At 50.0% G+C, this 22,651-nt stretch carries 24 protein-coding genes; 7 read left to right on the plus strand and 17 right to left on the minus strand.

Annotation, left to right across the window (positions count from 1 at the left end; translation table 11 throughout):
* Window positions 1-6: 6 nt before the first annotated feature.
* A complete protein-coding gene (locus ACO0LK_RS23620; RefSeq protein WP_422979440.1) occupies window positions 7-924 on the minus strand; it encodes a LysR family transcriptional regulator in 918 nt (305 codons plus the stop codon).
* 118 nt (window positions 925-1,042) lie between these two features.
* Between ACO0LK_RS23620 and ACO0LK_RS23625 the strand changes: the two genes are divergently transcribed.
* Complete coding sequence (locus ACO0LK_RS23625; RefSeq protein WP_422979442.1) at window positions 1,043-1,744, plus strand: pirin family protein; 702 nt, start codon at window positions 1,043-1,045, stop codon at window positions 1,742-1,744.
* Window positions 1,745-1,909: 165 nt separating this feature from the next.
* Window positions 1,910-2,479, plus strand: coding sequence for an NAD(P)H-dependent oxidoreductase (locus ACO0LK_RS23630; RefSeq protein ID WP_422979444.1), 570 nt, complete (start codon window positions 1,910-1,912; stop codon window positions 2,477-2,479).
* Between the two features lie 178 nt (window positions 2,480-2,657).
* On the opposite strand, the gene ACO0LK_RS23635 is transcribed toward ACO0LK_RS23630, so the two are convergent.
* The 13 genes from ACO0LK_RS23635 to ACO0LK_RS23695 all read right to left on the minus strand — a co-directional run bounded on the left by ACO0LK_RS23635 (window position 2,658) and on the right by ACO0LK_RS23695 (window position 14,439).
* Window positions 2,658-3,062: a VOC family protein gene (locus ACO0LK_RS23635; protein ID WP_422979446.1), complete on the minus strand. Its 405-nt coding sequence runs from the start codon at window positions 3,060-3,062 to the stop codon at window positions 2,658-2,660.
* A 65-nt stretch (window positions 3,063-3,127) separates the two neighbouring features.
* Window positions 3,128-3,532, minus strand: coding sequence for a VOC family protein (locus tag ACO0LK_RS23640; RefSeq protein ID WP_422979448.1), 405 nt, complete (start codon window positions 3,530-3,532; stop codon window positions 3,128-3,130).
* A gap of 8 nt (window positions 3,533-3,540) precedes the next feature.
* Complete coding sequence (locus ACO0LK_RS23645) at window positions 3,541-3,891, minus strand: YciI family protein (protein ID WP_422979450.1); 351 nt, start codon at window positions 3,889-3,891, stop codon at window positions 3,541-3,543.
* A 27-nt stretch (window positions 3,892-3,918) separates the two neighbouring features.
* Window positions 3,919-4,341 (minus strand): VOC family protein, encoded by a 423-nt coding sequence (locus ACO0LK_RS23650; protein WP_422979452.1) that lies wholly within the window; start codon window positions 4,339-4,341, stop codon window positions 3,919-3,921.
* 103 nt (window positions 4,342-4,444) lie between these two features.
* Window positions 4,445-5,710 carry an RNA polymerase sigma factor gene (locus ACO0LK_RS23655; RefSeq protein ID WP_422979454.1) on the minus strand — a complete coding sequence of 422 codons (1,266 nt, stop codon included), beginning with the start codon at window positions 5,708-5,710 and terminating at the stop codon, window positions 4,445-4,447.
* 169 nt (window positions 5,711-5,879) lie between these two features.
* A complete protein-coding gene (locus tag ACO0LK_RS23660; protein ID WP_422979456.1) occupies window positions 5,880-6,704 on the minus strand; it encodes a DUF2145 domain-containing protein in 825 nt (274 codons plus the stop codon).
* Window positions 6,704-7,147, minus strand: coding sequence for a hypothetical protein (locus tag ACO0LK_RS23665; RefSeq protein ID WP_186947467.1), 444 nt, complete (start codon window positions 7,145-7,147; stop codon window positions 6,704-6,706). The genes ACO0LK_RS23660 and ACO0LK_RS23665 overlap by 1 nt, the downstream gene beginning before the upstream one ends.
* A gap of 213 nt (window positions 7,148-7,360) precedes the next feature.
* Window positions 7,361-9,421 (minus strand): M13 family metallopeptidase, encoded by a 2,061-nt coding sequence (locus tag ACO0LK_RS23670; RefSeq protein ID WP_422979458.1) that lies wholly within the window; start codon window positions 9,419-9,421, stop codon window positions 7,361-7,363.
* A 163-nt stretch (window positions 9,422-9,584) separates the two neighbouring features.
* The gene (locus tag ACO0LK_RS23675) at window positions 9,585-10,490 is read right to left on the minus strand and encodes a sulfurtransferase (RefSeq protein WP_422979460.1); all 906 of its coding nucleotides are present in this window, start codon (window positions 10,488-10,490) and stop codon (window positions 9,585-9,587) included.
* Window positions 10,491-10,538: 48 nt separating this feature from the next.
* Window positions 10,539-11,018 carry a GNAT family N-acetyltransferase gene (locus ACO0LK_RS23680; protein ID WP_422979462.1) on the minus strand — a complete coding sequence of 160 codons (480 nt, stop codon included), beginning with the start codon at window positions 11,016-11,018 and terminating at the stop codon, window positions 10,539-10,541.
* Window positions 11,019-11,054: 36 nt separating this feature from the next.
* Window positions 11,055-11,882 carry a LytR/AlgR family response regulator transcription factor gene (locus ACO0LK_RS23685; RefSeq protein WP_422979464.1) on the minus strand — a complete coding sequence of 276 codons (828 nt, stop codon included), beginning with the start codon at window positions 11,880-11,882 and terminating at the stop codon, window positions 11,055-11,057.
* Window positions 11,883-11,924: 42 nt separating this feature from the next.
* Window positions 11,925-13,049 (minus strand): sensor histidine kinase, encoded by a 1,125-nt coding sequence (locus ACO0LK_RS23690; protein WP_422979466.1) that lies wholly within the window; start codon window positions 13,047-13,049, stop codon window positions 11,925-11,927.
* Window positions 13,050-13,197: 148 nt separating this feature from the next.
* Window positions 13,198-14,439: a CaiB/BaiF CoA transferase family protein gene (locus ACO0LK_RS23695; RefSeq protein WP_422979468.1), complete on the minus strand. Its 1,242-nt coding sequence runs from the start codon at window positions 14,437-14,439 to the stop codon at window positions 13,198-13,200.
* A 98-nt stretch (window positions 14,440-14,537) separates the two neighbouring features.
* Here ACO0LK_RS23695 and ugpQ point away from each other — a divergent pair, with 98 nt between their 5' ends.
* Both ugpQ and ACO0LK_RS23705 read left to right on the plus strand, forming a co-directional pair.
* Complete coding sequence (gene ugpQ, locus ACO0LK_RS23700; protein ID WP_422979470.1) at window positions 14,538-15,284, plus strand: glycerophosphodiester phosphodiesterase; 747 nt, start codon at window positions 14,538-14,540, stop codon at window positions 15,282-15,284.
* A 152-nt stretch (window positions 15,285-15,436) separates the two neighbouring features.
* Complete coding sequence (locus tag ACO0LK_RS23705) at window positions 15,437-15,760, plus strand: hypothetical protein (protein ID WP_222619330.1); 324 nt, start codon at window positions 15,437-15,439, stop codon at window positions 15,758-15,760.
* A gap of 217 nt (window positions 15,761-15,977) precedes the next feature.
* On the opposite strand, the gene ACO0LK_RS23710 is transcribed toward ACO0LK_RS23705, so the two are convergent.
* Window positions 15,978-16,619 (minus strand): hypothetical protein, encoded by a 642-nt coding sequence (locus ACO0LK_RS23710; protein ID WP_422979472.1) that lies wholly within the window; start codon window positions 16,617-16,619, stop codon window positions 15,978-15,980.
* 335 nt (window positions 16,620-16,954) lie between these two features.
* Here ACO0LK_RS23710 and ACO0LK_RS23715 point away from each other — a divergent pair, with 335 nt between their 5' ends.
* Window positions 16,955-17,713, plus strand: coding sequence for a tetratricopeptide repeat protein (locus ACO0LK_RS23715; RefSeq protein WP_422979474.1), 759 nt, complete (start codon window positions 16,955-16,957; stop codon window positions 17,711-17,713).
* A gap of 139 nt (window positions 17,714-17,852) precedes the next feature.
* Here ACO0LK_RS23715 and ACO0LK_RS23720 read toward each other — a convergent pair whose 3' ends face one another.
* Window positions 17,853-18,725, minus strand: a complete 873-nt coding sequence (locus tag ACO0LK_RS23720) for a LysR substrate-binding domain-containing protein (RefSeq protein ID WP_422979476.1) — start codon at window positions 18,723-18,725, stop codon at window positions 17,853-17,855.
* Between the two features lie 135 nt (window positions 18,726-18,860).
* On the opposite strand from ACO0LK_RS23720, the gene ACO0LK_RS23725 reads away from it, so the two are divergent.
* Window positions 18,861-19,175 (plus strand): DUF1330 domain-containing protein, encoded by a 315-nt coding sequence (locus tag ACO0LK_RS23725; RefSeq protein ID WP_422979478.1) that lies wholly within the window; start codon window positions 18,861-18,863, stop codon window positions 19,173-19,175.
* Window positions 19,176-19,655: 480 nt separating this feature from the next.
* Here ACO0LK_RS23725 and ACO0LK_RS23730 read toward each other — a convergent pair whose 3' ends face one another.
* Complete coding sequence (locus tag ACO0LK_RS23730) at window positions 19,656-20,024, minus strand: VOC family protein (RefSeq protein WP_422979480.1); 369 nt, start codon at window positions 20,022-20,024, stop codon at window positions 19,656-19,658.
* 525 nt (window positions 20,025-20,549) lie between these two features.
* On the opposite strand from ACO0LK_RS23730, the gene ACO0LK_RS23735 reads away from it, so the two are divergent.
* Window positions 20,550-22,529: a hypothetical protein gene (locus ACO0LK_RS23735; protein WP_422979482.1), complete on the plus strand. Its 1,980-nt coding sequence runs from the start codon at window positions 20,550-20,552 to the stop codon at window positions 22,527-22,529.
* The last annotated feature ends 122 nt before the right edge of the window (window positions 22,530-22,651 follow it).

Genomic DNA, 22,651 nt, shown 5'->3' on the forward strand with positions numbered 1-22,651 from the left:
TGTTCTTCAATTACCTATCAGCATGCGTTGCACGACAGGGTCTTGCAACTTCTGTAAAAACCACATCAGGGCCTTGCCTTTGTTGGCACTGCGCCAGACCAGGCGATTATCTTCTGGCGGGCGGGTCGCATCCGTCTTTTTTTCTACCAATGCACCGCTGCGCAAATAGGGTAAAGCCAACCTGCGCGGCAAGTGACCGCAGCCCAGCCCCGCCAGCTGGGCCACCAGTTTGGCCTGCATGGTGGGGACGGTCAGCGTATCTTGCCCGCTTAACAAACCTGCCGTCATGGAAGGCAGGGTTAGCCCGGTGTCACCAATAGCAATTGCCCTGTGTGCCTGTAAGATGGCGGGTGTCAGCAATCCTTCGGCCTGCGCCAGCGGGTGTTGCGGGGCAACCGCAAATACCCATTCCACACTGCCCAGCAGGCGGGTTTGAAATTCACCCCGCATGCGTATGGCATCCGGCCCGTAATAAGCTGCACCGATGGCCAGGTCGGCGCGACCCGACACCATGGTTTCCCAGACGCCCGACAAAATCTCCTGGCTGATACGGATGCGCGTGCCGCAGCTTTGTTGTTCAAATTCCTTGATCAAGGGGATCATGTCATCGAACTGTATGATGCCATCAATGACGATGCGCAATTCTGCTTCCCAGCCACTGGCGGCGCGTTTTACGCGGTTTTCCAGTTCCTGGGCAGCGATCAGCAGGTTTCTTCCCTGGAATAACAGTTCTTCCCCTGCAATGGTCAGTTTCGCGCGGTGACCGCGCCTGTCATAGAGCAGGACGTCAAGGTCTTCTTCCAGTTTGCGTATACTATAGGTGATGGCTGATGGCACCTTGTCCAGCGCCGCCGCAGCAGCAGCAAAGCTGCCTTTGCGGTCTATCGCATCAAGGATTTGCAGGGCTTCGAGAGTGATATTCACGGTTATTCAAAAAATTTGAATGAGATATAGAAAATTCTACCCTTATCTGAATGATTTTGCTTGTATATAGTACGTTCATCGCCTGAAAACAATATTCAGGAATTTTGAAAGGACTTATATGATTACGCTTAGATCGTCACAAGAACGCGGCCATGCCGAGCACGGTTGGCTCAAATCGCATCACAGTTTTTCATTTGCTGAATATTATGACCCACAGCATATGGGTTTTGGCCCGCTGCGCGTCATCAATGATGACTGGATCGCTCCAGCGATGGGTTTTGGTACCCATCCACACCAGAACATGGAAATCATTACCTATGTGCTGGAAGGCGCGATTGCGCATAAAGACAGCATGGGCAATGGCAGCACGATACGTCCCGGCAATGTACAGTACATGAGTGCAGGCACTGGCGTACGTCATTCGGAATTCAATCCGGCCAATACCGAACATACGCGTTTGCTGCAAATCTGGATACAGCCAGATCAACTGGGCGGTGAACCGCTGTACGGCGAAAAAGAATTCAGCCGTGAAGAAAAACAGGGACGCCTGCGTCTGGTCGTATCTGGTGATGGTGCTGATGGTTCCATCAAGATTCGTCAGAATGCACGCTTGCAGATAGGTTTGTTCGATGCAGAGCAAAGGCAGGAAGTAGCACTGGCAGCAGACCGCCTGACTTATGTGCATGTGGCACGCGGCGAGTTGACAGTCAACGGCTTGAGCCTGAAGGAAGGCGACGCCGTAAAAATCCAGAATGAAGAAAAACTCATCCTGGAGCAGGGCAAGCAGGCAGAAGTACTGGTATTTGATTTACCTCACTGATTGAAGCTCAGGCGGACACAGTGAAGCTTAAGCAGTGAATCGGACACAGGCGCTACGTCAAAAGTAGTGCCTGTGTCTGTTGATGATTTCCGAACTAACTATTTTCGAACCAACATTCGAACCAATATTCGAACCAAAATTTTAACCAACATACGGAGTAAGAACATGACTAAAGTTGCTATTGTTTATCATTCAGGTTATGGCCATACCACCAAGGCAGCCGAAGCTGTACACGCAGGTGCTGCCGCAGCCGGTGCCGATGTCGAACTGATCAAGATTGATGCAGAAGGTAATATCACTGACGCACAATGGGAAAGCCTGGCGGCAGCAAATGCCATCGTGTTTGGCTCACCTACCTACATGGGTACCGTATCCTGGCAGTTCAAGAAATTTGCAGATGCGTCTTCCAAGCCATGGTACAGCCAGGTCTGGAAAGACAAGATCGCGGCAGGCTTTACCAATTCTGCATCGATGAATGGTGACAAACTGTCGACCCTGCATTACCTGTTTACGCTGTCACAGCAACATTCCATGATCTGGGTCGGTACCGGCCTGATGCCATCCAACAGCAAGGCTGCACAACGCAATGACATCAATTATGTGGCCAGCTTCAGTGGTTTGATGACGCAATCCCCATCTGATTCCACACCAGAAGAAGGTCCATTGCCAGGTGACCTGGAAACAGCGAAACTGTTTGGCAAGCGCATAGCGGAAGTGGCCACGAAGTTTAAGTAAGCTGAAACCGGAATGAAGTAAAAGATCCGCCTAGTTACAGACTTGGCGGATCTTTTTTATGTGGATTCCGATAATAACTTAAGGCACCCATAAAAAAGCCGCCTGTAAAACAGGCGGCCTGATGGTTCAAATTAGAACTCATCCCTATTTATGAAATGAGTTCTAATTTTGTACAGATTTATTTGCACTCGCCTTCAGCTACCATGTGCACCAATTCCCAGCCATGCCCGTCGATATCATGGAAGCCATGTCCGTACATGAAACCATGGTCCACCGGCTCTTTAGGTATGGTGGCACCAGCCGCCTTTGCCTTGGCGACCAGGCTATCGACCTGCTCGCGGCTCTCGCAAGACAGGCAGTTCAACACTTCGGTGCGTTCACGCGCATCGCTGATGGGTTTGTTGGTAAAGCCGGCAAAAAATTCTTCGACCAGCAACATGACGAACAGGTTTTCTCCCATTATCATGCAGGCACCCTGGTCATTCGTGAATTTGGGCTCAAAGCTATAACCCAGGCTGCTCCAGAATTCCTTGGAACGGGGCAGGTCTTTGACAGACAGATTTACAAAGATTTGCTTATGCATTTTGTTTTGCTCTCATTTTCTGTAGTGTTGTACGGGTAGGGGCAGGCCCAGTAAGTTGAACTGCTTTATTGGCATGCAGTTTCAGTTGCCCATGCGCAGCAATTCCAGCCATGGCCGTCAAGATCATAAAAGCCCTGCGCATACATGAAGCCATGGTCTTCTGCTTCGTCAGGCACGGTGGCACCGGCAGCTCTGGCTTTTGCGATCAGGGTATCGACATGCTCGCGGCTGTCACAAGAGACTGCATGTAAAACTTCTACCCGTTCATGCGCATCGCAAACGGGTTTGTGGGCAAAGCTGGCAAAGAGATCTTCCTCCAGCAGCATGACCAGGATGCTTTCACCAAAGATGACGCAGGCGGCTTTGTCACTGGAGAATTTGGAGTCAAAGCTATAACCGAGGCTGCTCCAGAATTCCCTGGAACGCGACAGGTCTTTGACAGGCAGATTAACAAAAATTCGCTTATGCATTTTATACCTTAACTTGTTATTGCCGCAGGCAAATCCAGCGCACGCACTGGACGCACTTCTATGCTGCCATGCTGGGCCGGTGGGATTTTTGATGCCAGTTGTATGGCTTCATTCAGATCCCTGGCATCGATGAGATAAAAGCCGGCCAGCATTTCCTTGGTCTCGGCAAACGGGCCATCCGTCACGGACAATTGCCCGTTCCTGACTCTGACCGTGGTTGCTGTATGTACCGGATGCAGAGGTTCAGCGGCCAGCATGTGGCCACTGTCCATCAGGCCCTGTGCATACATCGCACATTTTTCATCGGGGCAGGCATTCCAGTGTTCATTGTCGAGATACACCAGGCATAGGTATTTCATAGTGGCTCCGGCAAGAATGAAAGAAAATCAGATAGGCAGCAGAACGCCGTTGATATTCCAGGGAGTGCCAAACTTATCCATCAACATGCCCCAGGACTTTGCCCAGAATGCGGGTTGCACAGGCATGGTGATCGTGCCACCTTCTGCCAGTGCGTTGAAGACCCTGGTGGCTTCTTCGGTCGTATCATAATTAAGAGTGAACGACACACCCTTGATACCTTCATAGGGTATGTGCTGCGGGCAGTCGCCAGCGTACAGCATTCCACCATCCGGCAATTCAAGCCGTGCATGCAAGATACGGTGCGCAGACTCTGGCGGTATCATGGCCGCCATAGGCGATTCGGCACCACTCATCATGATGGTGATTTTACCGCCCAGGGTTTGTTCGTAAAAATACATGGCTTCTTTGCAGTTGCCGTTGAAACTCAGGTAAGCGATGGGATGTGGCATGATCAATTCCTTGTTTGTCAGTTTTCAAAATGGGCGTGAAAGCGTCTCCACATCAGATAGTCGATTGGTGAGACGACAAATCGACATCAATCCAAAATTTATTTTATTTTTTTATTTCAGCCAGCTTCTTTTGTAAAAAACGACGTTCCGGTTCCTGTCTGCACAGGGTCAGGGCTTGCTCATAAGATAATCTTGCCTGCTGTAAATTACCGCTGCGTCTTTGCAGGTCTGCCCTGGCGGCGTGCGCCAGATGGTAGTTCTGCATCTCATCATTCTGCAACAGGCTTTCTACCAGTTGCAAGCCTGTTTTTAATCCGCCGCTGCACATGGCAAGGGCAATGGCGCGGTTCAATTCGATGATGGGGCTGGCTTCGACACGCAGCAGGGCATCATATAAGCCGACTATCTGTTGCCAGTCGGTATCGGTATAGTTTGCTGCCTCAGCATGCACGGCAGAAATGGCGGCCTGCAAGCTGTAAGCGCCAAAGCGGCCTGAGCGCAAAGCCTGTTCCACCAGCGCTGACCCTTCGGCGATCAGCACCGGATTCCACAATTGCCGGTCTTGCTGTTCCAGCGCGATCAACTCACCCTGGGCATCAATGCGGGCAGGGCGGCGAGATTCATGCAGTAGCATCAATGCCAGCAAGCCGCTGACTTCTGGTTCCGGCAATAGCTCTCTCAGCAGCCGTGCCAGGCGTATGGCTTCGGCCCCCAGATCCAGGCGCAGGGCTGATGCCCCGGCTGAGCTGGAATAAGCTTCATTAAAAACCAGGTAAATGACTCGTAATACGCTATGCAGGCGGGCAGGCAGGTCTGCTTTTTCGGGTACCTGGTAGGGGATATTCGCATCACGGATTTTGGCCTTGGCACGTACGATGCGTTGTGCCAGCGTGGGGGCAGGGGTCAGGAAGGCATGGGCGATTTCTTCGGTGGTCAGGCCACAGACTTCGCGCAGGGTCAGGGCGACCTGGGCATCTGCTGCCAGCGCCGGGTGACAGCAGGTAAAGATCAGGCGCAGCCTGTCGTCTTCCATAAACTCGGTTTCACCGGGCAGGGCGCTTTCATCTGCCAGTGCTTCTACCGCATCGATATGCTGGTCCAGCGGATCAAAACGTCTTTGCCTGCGTATGCTGTCGATGGCCTTGTAGCGTCCTGCCGATACCAGCCAGGTGTGCGGATGATCAGGCATACCTTTTTCTGGCCATTGTTCCAGCGCAGCCTTGAAGGCTTCATGCAAGGCTTCTTCCGCCAGGTCGAAATCGCCCAGCAAATGCACCAGCGTCGCGAAGACACGTCGGCTATCGCTCTTGTATATATCCTGAACGTTTTGTTTGAACTGGTCGTGCTTGAGATTGCTGCCTGCAGTCATCACAAGGATCATCCATGGCTGTGGGTGTCAAGCCAGACCGAGGCATCTGATGAACATGCTGATAGTTCAGATAATTGCGCGCACTCGTCCGGATGCGCAGAAGTGTAGCACTATCGGGATGGGGCATGTCATCTGACACGCCTCTGTTCCTGTTCTTGTGGAAAGACGGCTACAGACCCAATACCAGTTTTTCTGTTTTAGGGTCTTTGGTCATCATGAACCTGACAATGGATTCCACTGTCACAGTATCGATCTGGCCTGCCATGCGGCGATCGAAGGGATGATCATCAAAACTCACGTTGGCTCTGAACATGCGTGCCCCCAGGCGGGTGGCGGCGGAAATCTGCAAGGTGTCAGGCTGGTAGGCTGCTGCTTTCAACCAGGCCTGGGCCTGGCCACGGGTTTCTATCTTCAGATCGCTAGCCTGGGCTGCGGCAATGACTTCCAGCGCCCATTGATTGGAATTCTGGTAGGTCGTTGAAAACGGATATGACAGCATGTTGTAACGGGCCGCATGCAGGCTTTTGGCACGACCATCGGCCATGACCAGTTTCAGGTTTTGCTGCAATTCAGGGCTGGGGATGAGGATCAGGGTTTCAAAGGCGAACATGTCGTCCAGGAAGAAATTGCCCAGACCTTCACGAAACAGGTCGGAATTGGCGGTGCCACACTGGTTCAGTTCATGCATGACTGACCAGGTGCCATCAGGCATATGCTGTATCAGCCCCAGATGGGAATAGCGCAGTTTGTATTTGGACAAATCCTGACCAACCCGGGCGATGATGGCGATTTCTGCCTTGCTGTCATCTAGCCTGAGTTTGGTCTTTTGTGCCAGTTCCAGTGCCTTCATGGCCTTTCTGGGGTCTAGCGCACTGTCTTCACAAGGACGCCCGGCAAAGGACGGCAGGCTGAATGCCAGGCAGGCCAGCAGCAGGCAATACCTGATCCAGCTGCTAACGTCTGCCCTTGCCAGTCCGAATGCCGTGCGCTTCATCATTGCACCCTGGTGTGATGCATGAGTGCACTGCCGACTTCATTCGGTATGAATGCCAGTGCCTTGCCGGCACTGACCAGCAGATAGCCGGTAGTGGTGGCGCTGACTTCTATCACGGCGCCACTGACCAGGGCAGCTTTTTCTATACCCTTGCCAGACAGCTTGACGGTCGCGCTGGCTGCTTCGGTTGAACCTTTCAATACCACGGTGACGCCATCGGCGGCTGTTTTGACGCTGTCAACCACGACCTGACCAGAACCCACCACCATCGACATGCTACCCAGCATGACAATGCCGACACCCGCAGACAGCGCTTCGGAACCATTCGATGGACCACAAGACAGGCAATCACCGGCCTGTGCCTGGACAGCAAACAGGCTGGAAGCCATCAGAGTACTAATCAGAATGGTGGTGCGGGTAAATCTTTGCAATCGTGTTGACACGGTGTCTCCTTCGTTGATGTAAGACCTCACTTTATGATGAGACCACAAAAGCACAAGCAATTTGTCATTAGTAGCAAATAGTTACAGAAAAGGTAGCAGAATATGATGCCTTGGCCTTGATCTTGACGGGGTTGGTCCTGACACTGATGTGTAAATGCAAAAAGGCCGGAAATGTTCCGGCCCTTTAGCTGTTTCATGATGACGCGGGTTGACTTACCAGATGGCGACGCGCTTTTCTGGAGCCAGGTACATCTTGTCGCCCGGCTTCACGTCAAAGGACTTATAGAAATCCGGGTGATTGACCATGCTGCCATTGACGCGGAATTCGCCAGGTGAATGCGGGTCTGTCTTGACCAGGGTAATCGCACGCTGCTCGCGTGATTTGCTGCGTCTGGCCTGGGCCAGACCCATGAACAGGCGTTGCTCTGCCGTCCAGCCATCAATCACCGGTGCCGGTTTTCCTTCCAGCGACAGTTTGTAGGCACGCAGGGCCATGACGATACCTGCATTGTCGGCAATGTTTTCACCCAGCGTCAGCTCGCCATTGAGGAAGTGGCCAGGTACCGGGCTGTAGCCATTGTATTGTTCGACCAGCACCTTGGTTTTGCTCTTGAATTTCTCCTTGTCTTCGGCAGTCCACCAGTTGCGCAGGTTGCCATCGCCATCGTATTGCGCTCCCTGGTCATCAAAGGCATGGCTGATTTCATGGCCTATCGAAATACCCAGTGCACCATAGTTGAAGGCATCTTCGGCATTCACATCAAACAGCGGTGATTGCAGGCGTGCCGCCGGAAAGACGATTTCATTCATCTCCGGACTGTAATAGGCATTCACTGTTTGTGGCGTCATATGCCATTCTTCGCGGTCGATCGGTTTGCCCAGCTTGGCGACTTCCCTTTCTTGTGCGAAGGCACGGGCACGCATCAGGTTGCCAACCAGATCATCGCTGCGTATCGTCAGTTTTGAATAGTCCAGCCATTTGTCCGGGTAGCCGATCTTGACACTGATCTTGGATAATTTGATCTGCGCCTGCTTTTTGGTTTCTTCACTCATCCAGTCCAGCGTACCTATACTTTGCTTGAACGCAGCCAGGAAATAGCGCACCATTTTTTCAGTACGCTGTTTGACTTCAGGAGAAGAGTATTTTTCTACATAGGCCTTGCCCACTGCTTCACCCAGCACCTGGTCGACCAGCGCGACGCCGCGTTTGTCACGGGTACGGTTTTCCTGGATACCGGCAATCAGTGCGCCTTTGAAGGCAAAATCTGCATTCACAAAATCGGATGACAGGAAAGGCGCATACACGTTGATCAGATGCCAGGTGAAATACGATTTCCAGGTGTCGAGCGAGTTTGTGCTCAAGCTTTCATTGAGGCCTTTGATATAACTGGGTTGCTGGATGATCAGTTCATTGATTTTCCCTGCCATACCGGCTGCTTGCAGATAGGCCTGCCAGTCGTAGGCGGGCGTCAGTGCTGGCAAGTCATTGATGGCAAACTTGTTGTAGCTTTTGACTGGGTCACGGTTTTCTACTGCCGTCCACTGCACTTTGGCAATTTCAGTTTCCAGCGCAACGACGCGTTTGGCCTGCTCGGCCGCATTCTGTTCACCCGCCAGTGCCAGCATTTTTTCTATATGTGCCTGGTATTTGTTGCGGATATCCGTCATCTTTGGATCATCCAGTTTCAGGTAATAATCACGGTTGGGCAAGCCCAGTCCACTCTGGGAAACACCCACCACATACTGGCTGGAATTTTTATTGTCCTGATGAATACCAACGCGCAGCGGGGTCGTCACACCGATTTGATGGAAATGGGCAATCAGTGCCGGTATGGCCTTTTTGTCTGACAATGCGGCGATGCTGCTCAATTCGGTTTTTAGCGACTGTATGCCGAGTGCATTCAGTTTTTTCTCATCCATGAAACTGTTATACAAGTCACCAATTTTCTGATTATCAGTTCCTGCCACTTTATTGCCATCTTTTGCTGCACCTTCTACAATGCTGCGCAATTGCTGCTGTACATCTTCACGGGCCTGCATGAAGGTGCCCCAGTCTGATTTGTCGGACGGGATTTCATTCGCCTTCAACCAGCCACCTTGTGCATAGCGGTAAAAATCATCCTGCGCGCGCGTCGCCTTGTCCATGTTTTCTGGCTTGATGCCAGAGCCGAGGGCGGCAGTCTTGACTGCCGCGCTACCTGGCGTTGAATCAGCGGCCTGGCAGACTGGTGCCAGCAAGGCGAGTGTGAGAGTGCTCAGAAGTAAGCGTTTCATATTATTCCCTGATTATTTTTTGTTTGGACTGGGCAGCAGGCTATCGCCGGCAACAGGCCTTTGACCCGTTACCAGAACCTTAGTTCCAATTTACATAGAAAGCAAAAAGCGCATTTCTGACATCATCAGAAATGCGCTTTTTAATTGCAGAGTGCTGGCGGGATTATCCGGCAGTGGCTTCTGCCGAAGCTGCCGGTTCACTGGCACCGGTTGATTCTTTCTTGCAATGCGGGCAAGATTTGCCGGATATATACCAGGGCGACAATTGTTCACGCGGCGTGACAACGGCGCGGCAGGCAAAGCACTGTTTGGTGTCGGTGGCTTCCAGTTGTGGATTCAGCGCTGTGCGGTAGTCAAACACAAAACAGTCGCCATGATAATGATCGCCGCCAACTTCTTCAAAATACTTGAGGATACCGCCTTCGAGCTGATAGACGCTGTCAAAGCCAACGTTCTGCATATGGATAGCGGCTTTTTCGCAGCGTATGCCGCCGGTGCAGAAAGTCACCACGGTCTTGTCATTCAAAGCATCGCGGTTAGCTTCGATAACAGCCGGGAATTCGGTAAACTTGGCAATGCGGTAATCGATGGTATTGTCAAAGCTGCCAACATCGACTTCAAAATCATTGCGGGTATCGACCATGACCACGGGTTTGCCATTGTCATCATGGCCCTGGTCCAGCCAGCGCTTCAGTGTGTGAGCATCCACTGCGGGGGCGCGGCCTTCTTCGGGCTTGATCAGCGGCATGCGCATGGTGATGATTTCTGCCTTCAGCTTGACCAGTATCTTGGTAAACGGCTGATGGTCAGAAAAACTTTCCTTGGCAACTACGTCTGCAAAGCGCGGGTCCTGGTGCAGCCAGTTCATATACGCATCAATTTCATGGCGCAAGCCGGCCAGAAACATATTGATGCCTTCCGGCGTCAGCAGTACCGTGCCTTTCAGATTGAGTTCCTTGCATTTATCCAGAAACACCTGGCGTTTTTCAGCGGTGTCATTGAAAGTGATGAACTTGTAGGCAGAAATATTGACGTAGGGTTTATCGGGTGTTTGTATTACAGCGGGCATGATGAAATTCAGTAAGTCATTGATTTGGCAGCATTATAAGCGATTTAATCAGGCTTTTGCGGTCCACAGCATCTCGATATGGGGAATATCATCTTCCAGATAGATGTCAGAAACCGTCTCAAAACCAAAGCTGCCATAGAATTTTTCCAGGTAAGCCTGGGCACCTATGCGGATATCGGCAGCAGGGTAGAGCGTATGCAGGGCCTTGATGCCATTCGCAATTAAAGCTTTGCCAACGCCGGTGCCGCGCCAGTCTTTGGTACTGATGACGCGGCCCAGCGAGGCTTCGGTAAAGCTGATGCCGGCGGGTACGATACGCAGGTAAGCAGCCACTTCGTCTTCTGGCGTCCAGGCAGTAAGGTGATGCGACAGCGGATCTTTGCCATCCACATCCTGATAGACGCAGTTTTGTTCAATGATAAACACGGCAGCACGGGCCTGGTAAATGGCATGCAATTGTAGATTGCTTAATTCTGCAAAGCTGACGCATTGCCATTGTAAATCGTTTAAGTTTTTAATCGTATTCATCAATATTTTGTCTGGTTTGCTTTAAAAGCCACTAGCTTACATCTGACGGAACAGATGTGCATAGACCCTGCTCACCTGTAATTTGTCTTCGCTGCCTTTGAGTTTTATACTGATCTTGCCCGTCTCATCCTTGTTGGCGATCTGTATGTGCAAGGTATTGACCACGGTGCTGCGGTGGATTTGCCAGAAGATGCTGCTGTCCAGTTGCGGCAACAGTTCACGCAGGCTGCTGCGTATCAGCGATGAATGTTCCTTGGTGACGACATTGATGTATTTGTCCGTCGCTTCAAAATACAGTACTTCATCGACCGGTATCATGCGTATCTGGTTACCGACTGCCGCGCGGATAATGCGCAGGCGTTCTGGTGTTGCCTGGTTGCCAGTGTTAGTACCAACTGACAGCGCCTGGCCTGGTACCAGATGGCGCAATTGCTCCAGTACGCGGTCCAGTTCATTTGGCCTTTGCGCCCCATCGTCCAGCCTGGCCTGCAATCTTTGTACCGTCTTTGCCAGACGTTCTTCACTGGCCGGTTTCAGCACGTAATCGGATGCTGAATGTTCAAACGCTTCGATCGCATATTCATCATAGGCAGTGACGTAGACGATCAGGGGGAAGGCCTTGTCATCCGGCCATTCTTCTGCCAGTTCTTGCGCTACTTCCAGGCCAGTCTTGCCTGGCATTTTAATATCCAGAAACAGGATGTCAGGCTGTTTGTCCAGGGCTTCCTGCACTGCATGTACACCGTTTTCAACCACGGCACATAGCTGTAGCTCTGGCCAAAGTTTTTCCAGCATCTTTTGCAGGGTCAATGACAGTATCGGTTCGTCTTCGGCAATCAGGGCGCGTTTGGCTGTTGTGGTCATTGGTAGGTACTCACATTCAATCAGTTAAATCAGTTAATTCAGTTAAAGAGGAATGGTGAGATGGGCAATTGCCCCCTCTGGTTGGTTGGCTTGCAGGCTCAGGCTGGCTTGTGGCCCATACAGCGCTAGTAGGCGCTCACGGATATTGGCATTGCCGACATGCTGGTCTGTGCTGCTGACGTTCTTGTTGTCATCATAATTAAAAGGCAGGCCCAGGCCGGTATCGATGATTTTCAGATGCAGCTGTGTGCCCAGTTTTTCGGCGATGACGTGGATGCTGCCACCTTCCATCTTGGGTTCCAGCCCATGCTTGATGGCGTTTTCCACCAGGGGCTGCAATAGCATGGGGGCGATGGTGATCTGTTGCAAATCATCTGGCAGATCGAGGGTGTAATGCAGGCGCTTGCCCATGCGTATGGCCAGTAATTCCAAATAGGCTTGCATCAGCGTGAATTCCTGCTTCAGCGTGGTTTGTTCTGCCCGGGATGAACTCAGGGTATTGCGCAGATAGACTATCAGTTGTGCCAGCATGTGCTGGGCGCGTGGCGGGTCAATAGCGATCAGCCCTTGCAGATTCGCCAGGGTATTGAACAGCATGTGAGGTTCTATCTGTGCCTGCAACATTTGCAACTGGGCTTGCACGGCCTGCTTTTCGATGGCGGCATTCTTGGCTTTTTCTGTCTCGGCAGAAGCCAATAAGTCGGCCATTTTGCTACGGTTCCAGAATGACCATGCAGCGATCAGACTGACGATACATGTCAGCGTCACAAAACTGCCCATATAAGACCATCTGAATTTGCTGATATCCGGCAGAGGATAATTAAATGTAAGGGCTGCGATAAACATGCCAACAATCAATGCAAGCGGTGCCACCAGTACACACATCAGATAAAAAACGATGGTGTTCGGCGTGCCTGCTCCCCAAAAAAGCCGCTTGAACAATTTGATCAGGACATAGGCAGAGCAGCCTATGAACATCGAAAACAGGATGTTTTGAAGAAGACTGCCGCCACCACGCAAGACAAAGGTAACCGCAAAACCGCAAGCCAGGTTGATGGCCATCAGGCGTGGCATGTCGCCGATAACACCTACCAGGCTTTGGTAATGATCAGGCTTTAATTTTGACTGCAAATAAGTCTGGGTCTGGTGCAAAAATTGGTTGTTCATTTCATTTTGTGCCGGGTATCTTCGTGCTTGCAGCTTAACCTGCCTGTCACCTGCGCAACAGGCAAACAGGACAAAGCCTGTGTTTTTTGTCGTAAAGGCCAGCCAAACTGGCGCGAATAAACACGCGCCAGTGACATGCTAATTGCATTTATATAATGTTTTTGGTTTTAAGTGCTGCCAGTTGTTGCTCGTCATAGCCCAGCAGATCAGTCAGTATTGTCTGGGTATGTTGCCCCAGCAAAGGCGGTGCCGATGGGTAAGTGACCGGCGTTGCCGACAATTTCATCGGGCTGGCCACCAGCCTGACTTCGCCAGCGGTGGGGTGGGGCAGATTGAATTGCATCTCGCGTGCAAGTACCTGCGGGTTTTCAAACACTTCATCCAGGGTATTGATGGGGCCGCAAGGCACGCCTGCTGCTTCCAGCAGGCTGATCCATTCCTGCTTGGTCTTGCGTCTGACCATCTCTGCCAGCATAGGCACCAGTACATCACGGTGTGCGACACGGCTGGGGTTGGTGCTGAAGCGCGGGTCATCTGCCAGTTCGGGCTGACCACCAGCCTGCACAAACTTTTTATACTGCCCATCATTCCCCGCTGCGACAATGATATGGCCATCGGCCGTGGCAAAGGTCTGGTAAGGCACAATATTCGGGTGGGCATTGCCCCAGCGTTTGGGTGCATTGCCGCTGGCCAGGTAATTCATGTTCATATTCGCCAGCATCGCAACCTGCACATCCAGCAAGGCCATGTCTATGTATTGGCCTTCACCGGTTCTATCCCTGTGCGTCAGTGCCGCCATGACAGCGATGATGGAATACATGCCCGTCATCAGGTCGGCAATCGCCACCCCCGCTTTTTGCGGGCCACCGCCGGGCAAGTCATCGCGTTCGCCCGTCAATGACATGAAGCCGCCCATACCTTGCACGATAAAATCATAGCCAGCACGGTGGGCATACGGGCCATCCTGGCCAAAGCCGGTGATGGAGCAATACACCAGATCCGGCTTGATCAGTTTCAGTGATTCATAATCGAGGCCATATTTCTTCAACTGGCCGACCTTGTAATTTTCCAGCACCACATCGGATTTGGCTGCCAATTCGCGAATAATTTGCTGGCCTTCAGGCGTAGCTATATCCACCGTGATGGCCTGTTTGCCACGATTCGCCGCCAGGTAGTAGGCGGCCTCGGTGGTGTTATTGCCTTCCGCATCGCGCAGGTAAGGCGGCCCCCAGCTACGGGTATCGTCGCCACTGCCGGGTTTTTCTACCTTGATGACTTCCGCCCCCAGGTCAGCCAGGTTCTGCGCACACCAGGGGCCAGCCAGCACCCGCGTTAAATCCAGCACGCGGATATGGCCAAGGGCAGTTTTTTGTAGCGACGAAGTAGACATCTTCGATTATCCTATTAACATTATTTGTTAGCTTAATTTGTCAGCTTAATTTGTCAGCTTAATTATCAGCTTAATTATCAGCTTATTTGGAGCGCATCATGTGGCCCTATCCTAAAGTCATCGCCCACCGTGGGGGCGGAATCCTTGCACCAGAAAATACCCTGGCAGCGATGCGTTGCGGATGGGAACACGGTTTTGCCGCCGTGGAATTTGATGTCATGTTATCAAAGGATGGCGTCCCTGTGCTGATGCATGACCCTGAATTTGGTCGAACCGTGCCCGGCATTGGCCGCGTGGCCGATACAACGGCTGCCGATTTACAGACTATGGATGCTGGCAAATGGTTCGCCGACAGCTACAAAGGCGAACCCGTGCCCCTGTATGCAGATGTCGTGCGCTTTTGCCGCCAGCACGGTATCTGGATGAATGTCGAAATCAAACCGTCCCCAGGCGCAGAAGAAGAAACTGGCAAAGTCGTGGCAGAACAGACACAAGCCCTGTTCGCCGATGTGGCCGTTATCGATGCGGTACATTTGCCGCTGTTCTCTTCATTTTCTTTCAGTGCTTTGATGGCCGCCAAAAACGCCACCCCCACCATCCCGCGTGGTTTCTTGATGGATAAAGTCACCCCAGACTGGAAAGCCAAGCTGCAAGAACTGGCCGCCCGCGCCCTGCACACCAACCATAAATACCTGACGCCAGACACAACCAAAGAAATCAAGGATGCCGGTTACGGCGTGTTTTGCTATACCGTCAATACGCCAGAACGGGCAACAGAAATCCTGCACTGGGGTGTGGATGCGTTTTGCACCGACAGAATAGATTTGATACCGGCAGACTTTTAAAATTACCTGATGGAAATGGTGTGGTTACGAGTGCTTACACTGATTACATTTTCCTTGTCATCAGAAAAAATCGCAGCATCGTTATTGGCACATGGGCAGCCTGCTCATCCACAATAAAACTAATCGCTGAAATTTTTCAAAGGGAAAAGACCATGAAATCCATCCAAGTCGCCGCCGCACTGCTCACCACACTGATCGCCGGTTCTGTCTTCGCACAAACCAATACCCCGAATATCGATAAACGCCAGGAAGTGCAACAAAAACGCGTTGCCAAAGGCATCGAAAGCGGCGCCCTGACCGCAAAAGAAGCGACCAACCTGGAAAAGCGCGAAACCAAAATTGAAGCCGACAAACAAGCCGCCAAAGCCGACGGCGTAGTCACCGGAGCAGAACGCGCCAAGCTGGAAAAAGAAGAAAACCGTGCCAGCAGAAAAATCCGCATCAAAAAACACAATGCGAGCACGGCAACAAATTAAGTTTTGGCGGTATGTACAGTAGTCAATGCAAAGCCAAAAGCAAAGACAGCCAGCCTGTGCTGGCGGTCTTTGTTTGTAGGGAGATTAATTAGGATTTATGCAGCCCGTGTAGGTGCGATTAGTGCAACGTAATCGCACGCACGCCGAGACTGTAAATATCAATAACCACCTAAAAATCATGCGTGCGAATACGCGTGGCTATTCGCACCTACGCGGGCTAATTAACTGCACTGAACCACTGCTCTATGGCCCGTAATGCATCATCATTCGATGGAATGAATGCATGGCTTGCCGGAACTGGCGTCGCTTGCGTCTGTGACGATGGTATTGCTTCATCCGCTGCGACCATGCCGTCGTGCGGAAAACCAACTCCAAAGAAGAAACCGAAAGCGCCCAGCCACGGCCATATTCCATAGATGTACGCGGTTGGCATATCTGGCAAGGGGATGCTGTTCATCAGGTCGTCGTCAGCGGCAAACTGGCCGCATTCGCCTGTCAGTGCACGGTAGATTTTCCATTCTCGCAATCTGCGGGCAAGTCTCATGGCGCGTATTGGCGACGCGAGCAGGACGACACGTTTGGGCTGTGACTGGCGCATGCTCAATTGTGTGCTGACACTTCTGAGCAGTACACCACCAAAAGAGTAAGCTACCGCATGGTACTCGCCCGCACGCGCTACCGTGGATAAAAATTCGGTCAGATTCTTTTTTATTTCATCAAGGGGTAGAGATGATGCACGATAATCAAAACATGAAACCGAGTACCCTCGCTGTTCAAAATAGCGGACAAACTTGCCGCGCATGTAGCGTTTGCCGCCAACGCCATCGATAAAGACAATCTGGCGGCTACTGCTGTTCATGAAAACACTCCAATAAGGCTAAAAATACGCTTTGCTGCAACATTATGGGCACCGATGCTGGCTGCGCAGCCTCGATCTGATGCAGCGTAATTGTACGCTGATCAGCTTGCGTGCGATGGATTGTAACGTAGTCGCACGCACGTAGATTCTGTAAAAAAATTATTAGTCGTTGCAAGGTCATGCGTGCGAATACGCGGGCTATTCGCACCTACGTGGGCTATTCGCACCTAAGCGGGCTGACCCCAGCACCTGCACCTATGATAAACTTTAAAATCGCAGTCCATCGTTCTGCATGTGAAGAGTTAAATTCCTCCTTTTAATTAGTGCTGCATATTATGCTGAACAAAACGCTTCCTTTCTTTATTGCCTTGCTACTCGTTTTTAATGAAGTATCGGGGGCAGAAACTTCCACAATTGATCAGCTTGTCTTTCAGGCCAGTGTAGCATCTGGAACGAAACAATACGACAAAGCAAGGGAACTCGCCGAGCGCGCATTAACGCTCGCTGAACACGATCCGGATTTTCCGCAGCTTAAGCTCGCGCGAATTCTCACGCAGTTGGGGTTTGCGTATCAACAATTGAACCAGTTCGATGTGGCACAAAAATATTCTCGCCGAGTCGTCGATATTGTCATGGTATTACCCTCAGCTGACGCGCGATTCAGAGCGTTTAGCTTGACGCATCTTGCGGAAATTTTGACCCTGGCAGGTGATCCTGCGCAAGCCGAAACACTAGCAGCACAGGCGCTCGCAGTAGTCGAGCGTGAATTAAGCTCTAACACACAGGAATTTGTCGGGCCGCTTGGAGAATTGGGCGCAGCTTTCCTCGCACAAGACAAGACGGAGCAGGCATCGAAAGTTCTGGAGCGCGCGATCAGAATAAGCCAATTTGCCCCCAATACGGTGGGCACTTATTACCAGAACCTTTTTACCTACTCCGCTCGCCTCTACCGCAAGACCGGCCAGCAAGAAAAGGCAGTTGAAATGGAAAATAAAGCAAATTCGATTGTCACGACTATTCCCATCCCCATCGTCAGTAATGTTCGTCCCGCCGTGGCCAAGCCGGTGGACGCAATCAATGAGCCGAAACGTTAAACGTAACAAGTTGATGCAAAGCTGGCGTCAGCTTTAACTCTCCAACGTCCTGCGGGCCTTCATCATCCGGATATAGCGTCTGTAAAAATATTATTAGTCATTGCAAGGTCATGTGTGCGAATACGTGGGTTATTCGCATCTACGTGGACTGACATGGTTTATCTGCAAGCAGTTGGGCCAGCGCACGGATTTTTGGCTGTGGTACGTCTTTGCGCCATATGAGCATGATCTTCATCGTGCGGGCGTTACCTGTGAGCGGGTATACCGAGAGGTGTTTTCGCTCGGTATAGGTATCCAGCACTGCCGCAGGAATCAGCGCAACGCCCATGCCCGCGACGCAACAACCCAGTATGGCGTGGTAGGAGCCCAGTTCGATCACTCTATGCGGGGCAATTTTTCCCTTGGCACACCATGCCTCCAGGCGTTGCCGGTGGGGGCAGTCCGGATCGAATACCAGCAGTGCGTCTAATCGCACATCGCGGGCGCTGCGCACGGCTGGGTGGCCTGAAGGGGCGATCATCACCAGATCCTCCACATAGGCTAACTGAGTAGACAGGCGCGGGTCGGAGACGGGCTCTGACACAAGGGCCGCATCCAGTTCGCCGGCGATCACGCGTGCCGTCAATGGTCGAGGAGCACCCGTGCTCAGTTCGACAGAGAGTGCCGGAAACTGTCGGTGCATACGCGCCAGCAGAGTCGGTAGGCGAATAGCCGCTGTGCTTTCCATTGCACCCAATCGCAAGATGCCGCGAGGCGCACCGTCGTGCAGTGCGCCCCGCGCTTCTTGCGCCAATTGCAGCAGACGGTTGGCATAGTCCAGCAATACCTTGCCCTGCGGGGAAAGTTGCATGCGCTTGCCTTCGCGCACAAATAGCTTGGCCTGCAGGCTCTCTTCCAACATGCGAATACGGGTAGAGATATTGGAGGGAACCCGGTGCAGAGCTTCGGCCGCCCGTGTAATGCCACCGTACTGCACAACCGCCTGAAAGCAGCGCAAATCGATCAAATCCATGATCTCATTTCAAGAATTAAATGTTCATAATAATTCACTTTATGAAAACATACTGAAAACCTACACTGCGGACAGCATTAGCCAGATTGATCACCACAGTTACTTTTCATTCATGTCAGTACAACAGGAGTCGTTATGCCAAAAGCTTATTGGATTGTCCGTGTCGATATCAGCAACGCGGCACAGTACCAACAGTACATCGCCGCCAACGCGGAACCGCTGGCGTTTTACGGCGGACGGTTTCTTGTGCGCGGTGGCACCTTTGAAGCCATGGAAGGTATGAGCCGGTCACGCAATGCGGTGATCGAATTTCCAAGCTATCAGGCCGCGTTGGACTGCTGGAATTCACCAGGCTACCAACACGCCATCTCTTTCCGGAAGGATGTATGCACGATTGACCTCATTGTGATTGAGGGCTATGACGACCCTCAGCCCACACGGGTGCAGTAGCAGCTCGCAAGCTTGATCCAGCGCGCGTGCGATTAGTTGTAACGTAGTCACACGCTCATAGAGTCAGAAAAAAATTATTAGTCACTGCAAGGTCATGCGTGCGAATACGCGGGCTATTCGCACCTACCCGGACTCTTTTCGACTAATCGGAATTCGTTCGGGAGCATATACAACCCTCCAGTCAAAATTCCGTCGTCGCTTCCCCATTGGATGGACACGCTGGCCTTTGTTCCGTTCTCAACGATCTCATCTATACAAAAGTTGGAATTTAACATTGCAAGATGATGATTCCGCTCATCCTCATCAAGGCAATGCAGGAAGCCACGATCAATTGACAAGACTTTTACTAAATCGCCGACTTCAACTATATTTCCGTCAATATCGTTCATAAAGTCCATTAAAAAAATTAATGTTATCTATTCGCACCTACACGGGGCCGGTACCATCTTAATCCCCAGCCAAACACGCGTCCCTGATCGCTCAGACCGCAGCACGATAAGCACGACTTGATATCGCCACCGAATTCCCATCGGGGTCTTTGACATTCGCAAAAGAATACCCGTTGGCCTGATGCGTGCTGCCAAAGACCAGGCCACGTTGCGCGCATTGTTCTTTAAAACCATCTACATCCTTGACGCTAAACATCAGCTTCACACCAACTTGACCAAGCTTAACGGTCCTGGCAGCTTGATGAATCAGGATACTGGCACCAGAGGCGGGAGAATTAAGCTCAATCAAACCCTCAACTATTTCGCCGGTGGTTTCAAAGTCAAAGAACTTGCGATAAAACTCAGCCGTGGCCGACGGGTTTTTCGCATAAATCAGAATGGTGTTTAAAACTGCTGACATGGCACTCCCTGCAAAATCTGGTTGAAATGTAGAAGCTCAATCGCCTGGACTTGTTACAGCCATTTGATAAGTACTGGATCGCAACTGTATCAAGGAAAGCTATTTTTTTCAGGGGTATTTAGCGCAAGGGGTGATTAGCAATCTCGTAATCGCATGTCGGATTGAAAAATGTATGAATGTTAGACTTGACCCCTTGACCCGTTCCCCATCAGCCGACGTAGGTGATATTAGTGAAACGTGGTCGCACGCCGAGATTGAAAAAAACAATAACCACCTAAAATCATGCGCGCGAATCCACTGGATTATTCTCACCGACGCAGACTCTCTTAATCAGCCTCTTGTTGAGAGGCAATATGTCGTAACAGGCAGATATAGCAATTCGCGTTTGGTAATTATTTAAAAAATAGCCGATTAAAAAATTGAATGTTTTATTAATATGCATTATGGATTGCTTGTAACTACTTGTAACGAATATAATGAGATATTATTTTTGCATCAAAAAATTTTTAGGACATCGGTACGCATATGAATACAACTAAAACTACAGGTAGTATTTCTGGACCACTTGCCGTTACTACTTCAAAAAAAAAATCAATATGGAGCCGCGAAGTAATTCTTGATGTAAAACCATTAATTAAGTCAATTGCCAAGGGGCTAACACACACACTTACGGGTAAAACAGAGGAACTGGGAAATGACTTAACTGAATTTGCAAGCAGTTTAGGTATTGATACGCCCATCGAAGAGCTTTTAAGGGGGTTGTTAACTCAAGGAATATATGGCGCGTTGCTTGATCTAACTCGCGATAACTTATCTCATTTACCTCAAACAGATGATATTGCAACGCGATTTTCTTATGCGGTTGAAAAGTGTTTAGACAATGTAGAAATTGAAATTTCAGGTGATTTTTTTAATAAGCCAGGTCAACATGCATTCGTTGCTGAAATGCAAGAAATCTTTAATCAGTGGTTGTGTGACGTTGGCATGTCGCCGAGAGAAGCTAGTTCTATTTCAGTCCGATTTCCCGAATATTTTACTTTTGCCATTTCAAATGAGTGGCGAAAAAACAGTGCTTCTTACAAGCTACTCGCGGAATATAAAAATAGTCCATTTAAGAATGCTGAAGAAAATATTATTGGCTGGAGATTGTATTTTTCGTTTTTGGAAAAGAGGGTTTCTGAAGCTGTTTTTGACGAACCGTTCTCACTTAAACAAATATACATTCCTTTAAATGCCTATTTCACTGAAGCCAGAGAGAAAACAAAAGGGAAACACATAGATCTAAAAAAAGGCGATATAAGAGTATGTGTGGATTTAGCAGAAGAGCTTAAATTTTGGTTGCGAAATAAAGATAAAGCGGATGCTATTAGAGTAATTAGTGGAGGACCGGGGAGTGGTAAATCTTCATTTACTAAAATGTTCTGCTGTGACCTTGCAAATAGCGGCTTAGCAAAACCCATTTATATTCCTCTTCATTTGATTGACCCGACCAAAGATGTTGCAACTGAAGTAGAGAAATTCATAAAAGATGAAGGATTGCTTGGCTTTAACCCTCTTGATACAGAATTATGTGGTGAAGGCTTACTATTGGTTTTCGATGGTCTTGACGAATTGGCTAGCATGGGAAAATCTGCCAATCAAGTTGTGAAGGATTTTGTACTAGCTGTCGAGAAAATGATTGAGCGCCGAAATCTTGGGCGCCATCCGATTTTTGTTCTTTTGAGCGGAAGAGAACTGATTATTCAGCAAAATGAGACGGAATTTAGAAAGCCAAAGCAGATACTTACAATACTTCCATATTATGTTAGGGATGACTTGGAAATATATATTGATGCTAAGGGGCTTCTCAAAATTGATTTGCGAGAATTTTGGTGGCGAACGTATGGAGAATTAGTAGGTACGAATTACACCGGACTACCGAGTAGCCTAAGGCTTCCGGAAATCGATGAAATAACCGCTCAACCGCTTTTGAATTATCTTGTCGCATTAAGTTTTCGACGTGGTAATCTCGAATTTTCTGAAAAATTGAATTTAAATAGTGTATACCAAGATTTGGTCATAGCTGTTCATGAAAGGTCTTACGAAAATTCTAGAACATATCTACCCATAAAACATTTAACTAAAGCAGAGTTTGTACGTGTGCTTGAAGAAATTGGCTTGGCTGCTTGGCATGGCAGTGATGGGCGATCAACATCCGTAAAAAATATTATGGATCATTGCAATCAAAGTGGTTTAACTGAACTGTTGACTAGTTTTACAGAAGGTGCATCTGCTGGAGTTACAAAATTACTTGCTGCGTTTTTCTTTCGAAGAAATGGCGAGAATGTTGGTGAAGATGCAGTATTTATTTTTACCCATAAAAGTTTTGGAGAATATTTGACAGCACGACGTATTGTGCGTGGACTTGAAACATTGGTACTTCAGCGCGATCGGAGAAGAAAAAGTGCAGACGACGGATATGATGTGAATCAAGCACTCGTTTTTTGGCTAAAATTGGTTGGGTAATCCTCCCAGAAATTAATCGCATTTAAAAGTAGAATTTTCTTAATAGAGATTTTGAGGAAGTTTTACATGAAGACATCGAGATTCAGTGATAGCCAGATTATCGCCATATTGAAACAGGCAGA

Origin of the sequence: Undibacterium sp. Ji49W (genome assembly GCF_049340205.1) — a bacterium.
Taxonomy (GTDB): domain Bacteria; phylum Pseudomonadota; class Gammaproteobacteria; order Burkholderiales; family Burkholderiaceae_D; genus Undibacterium.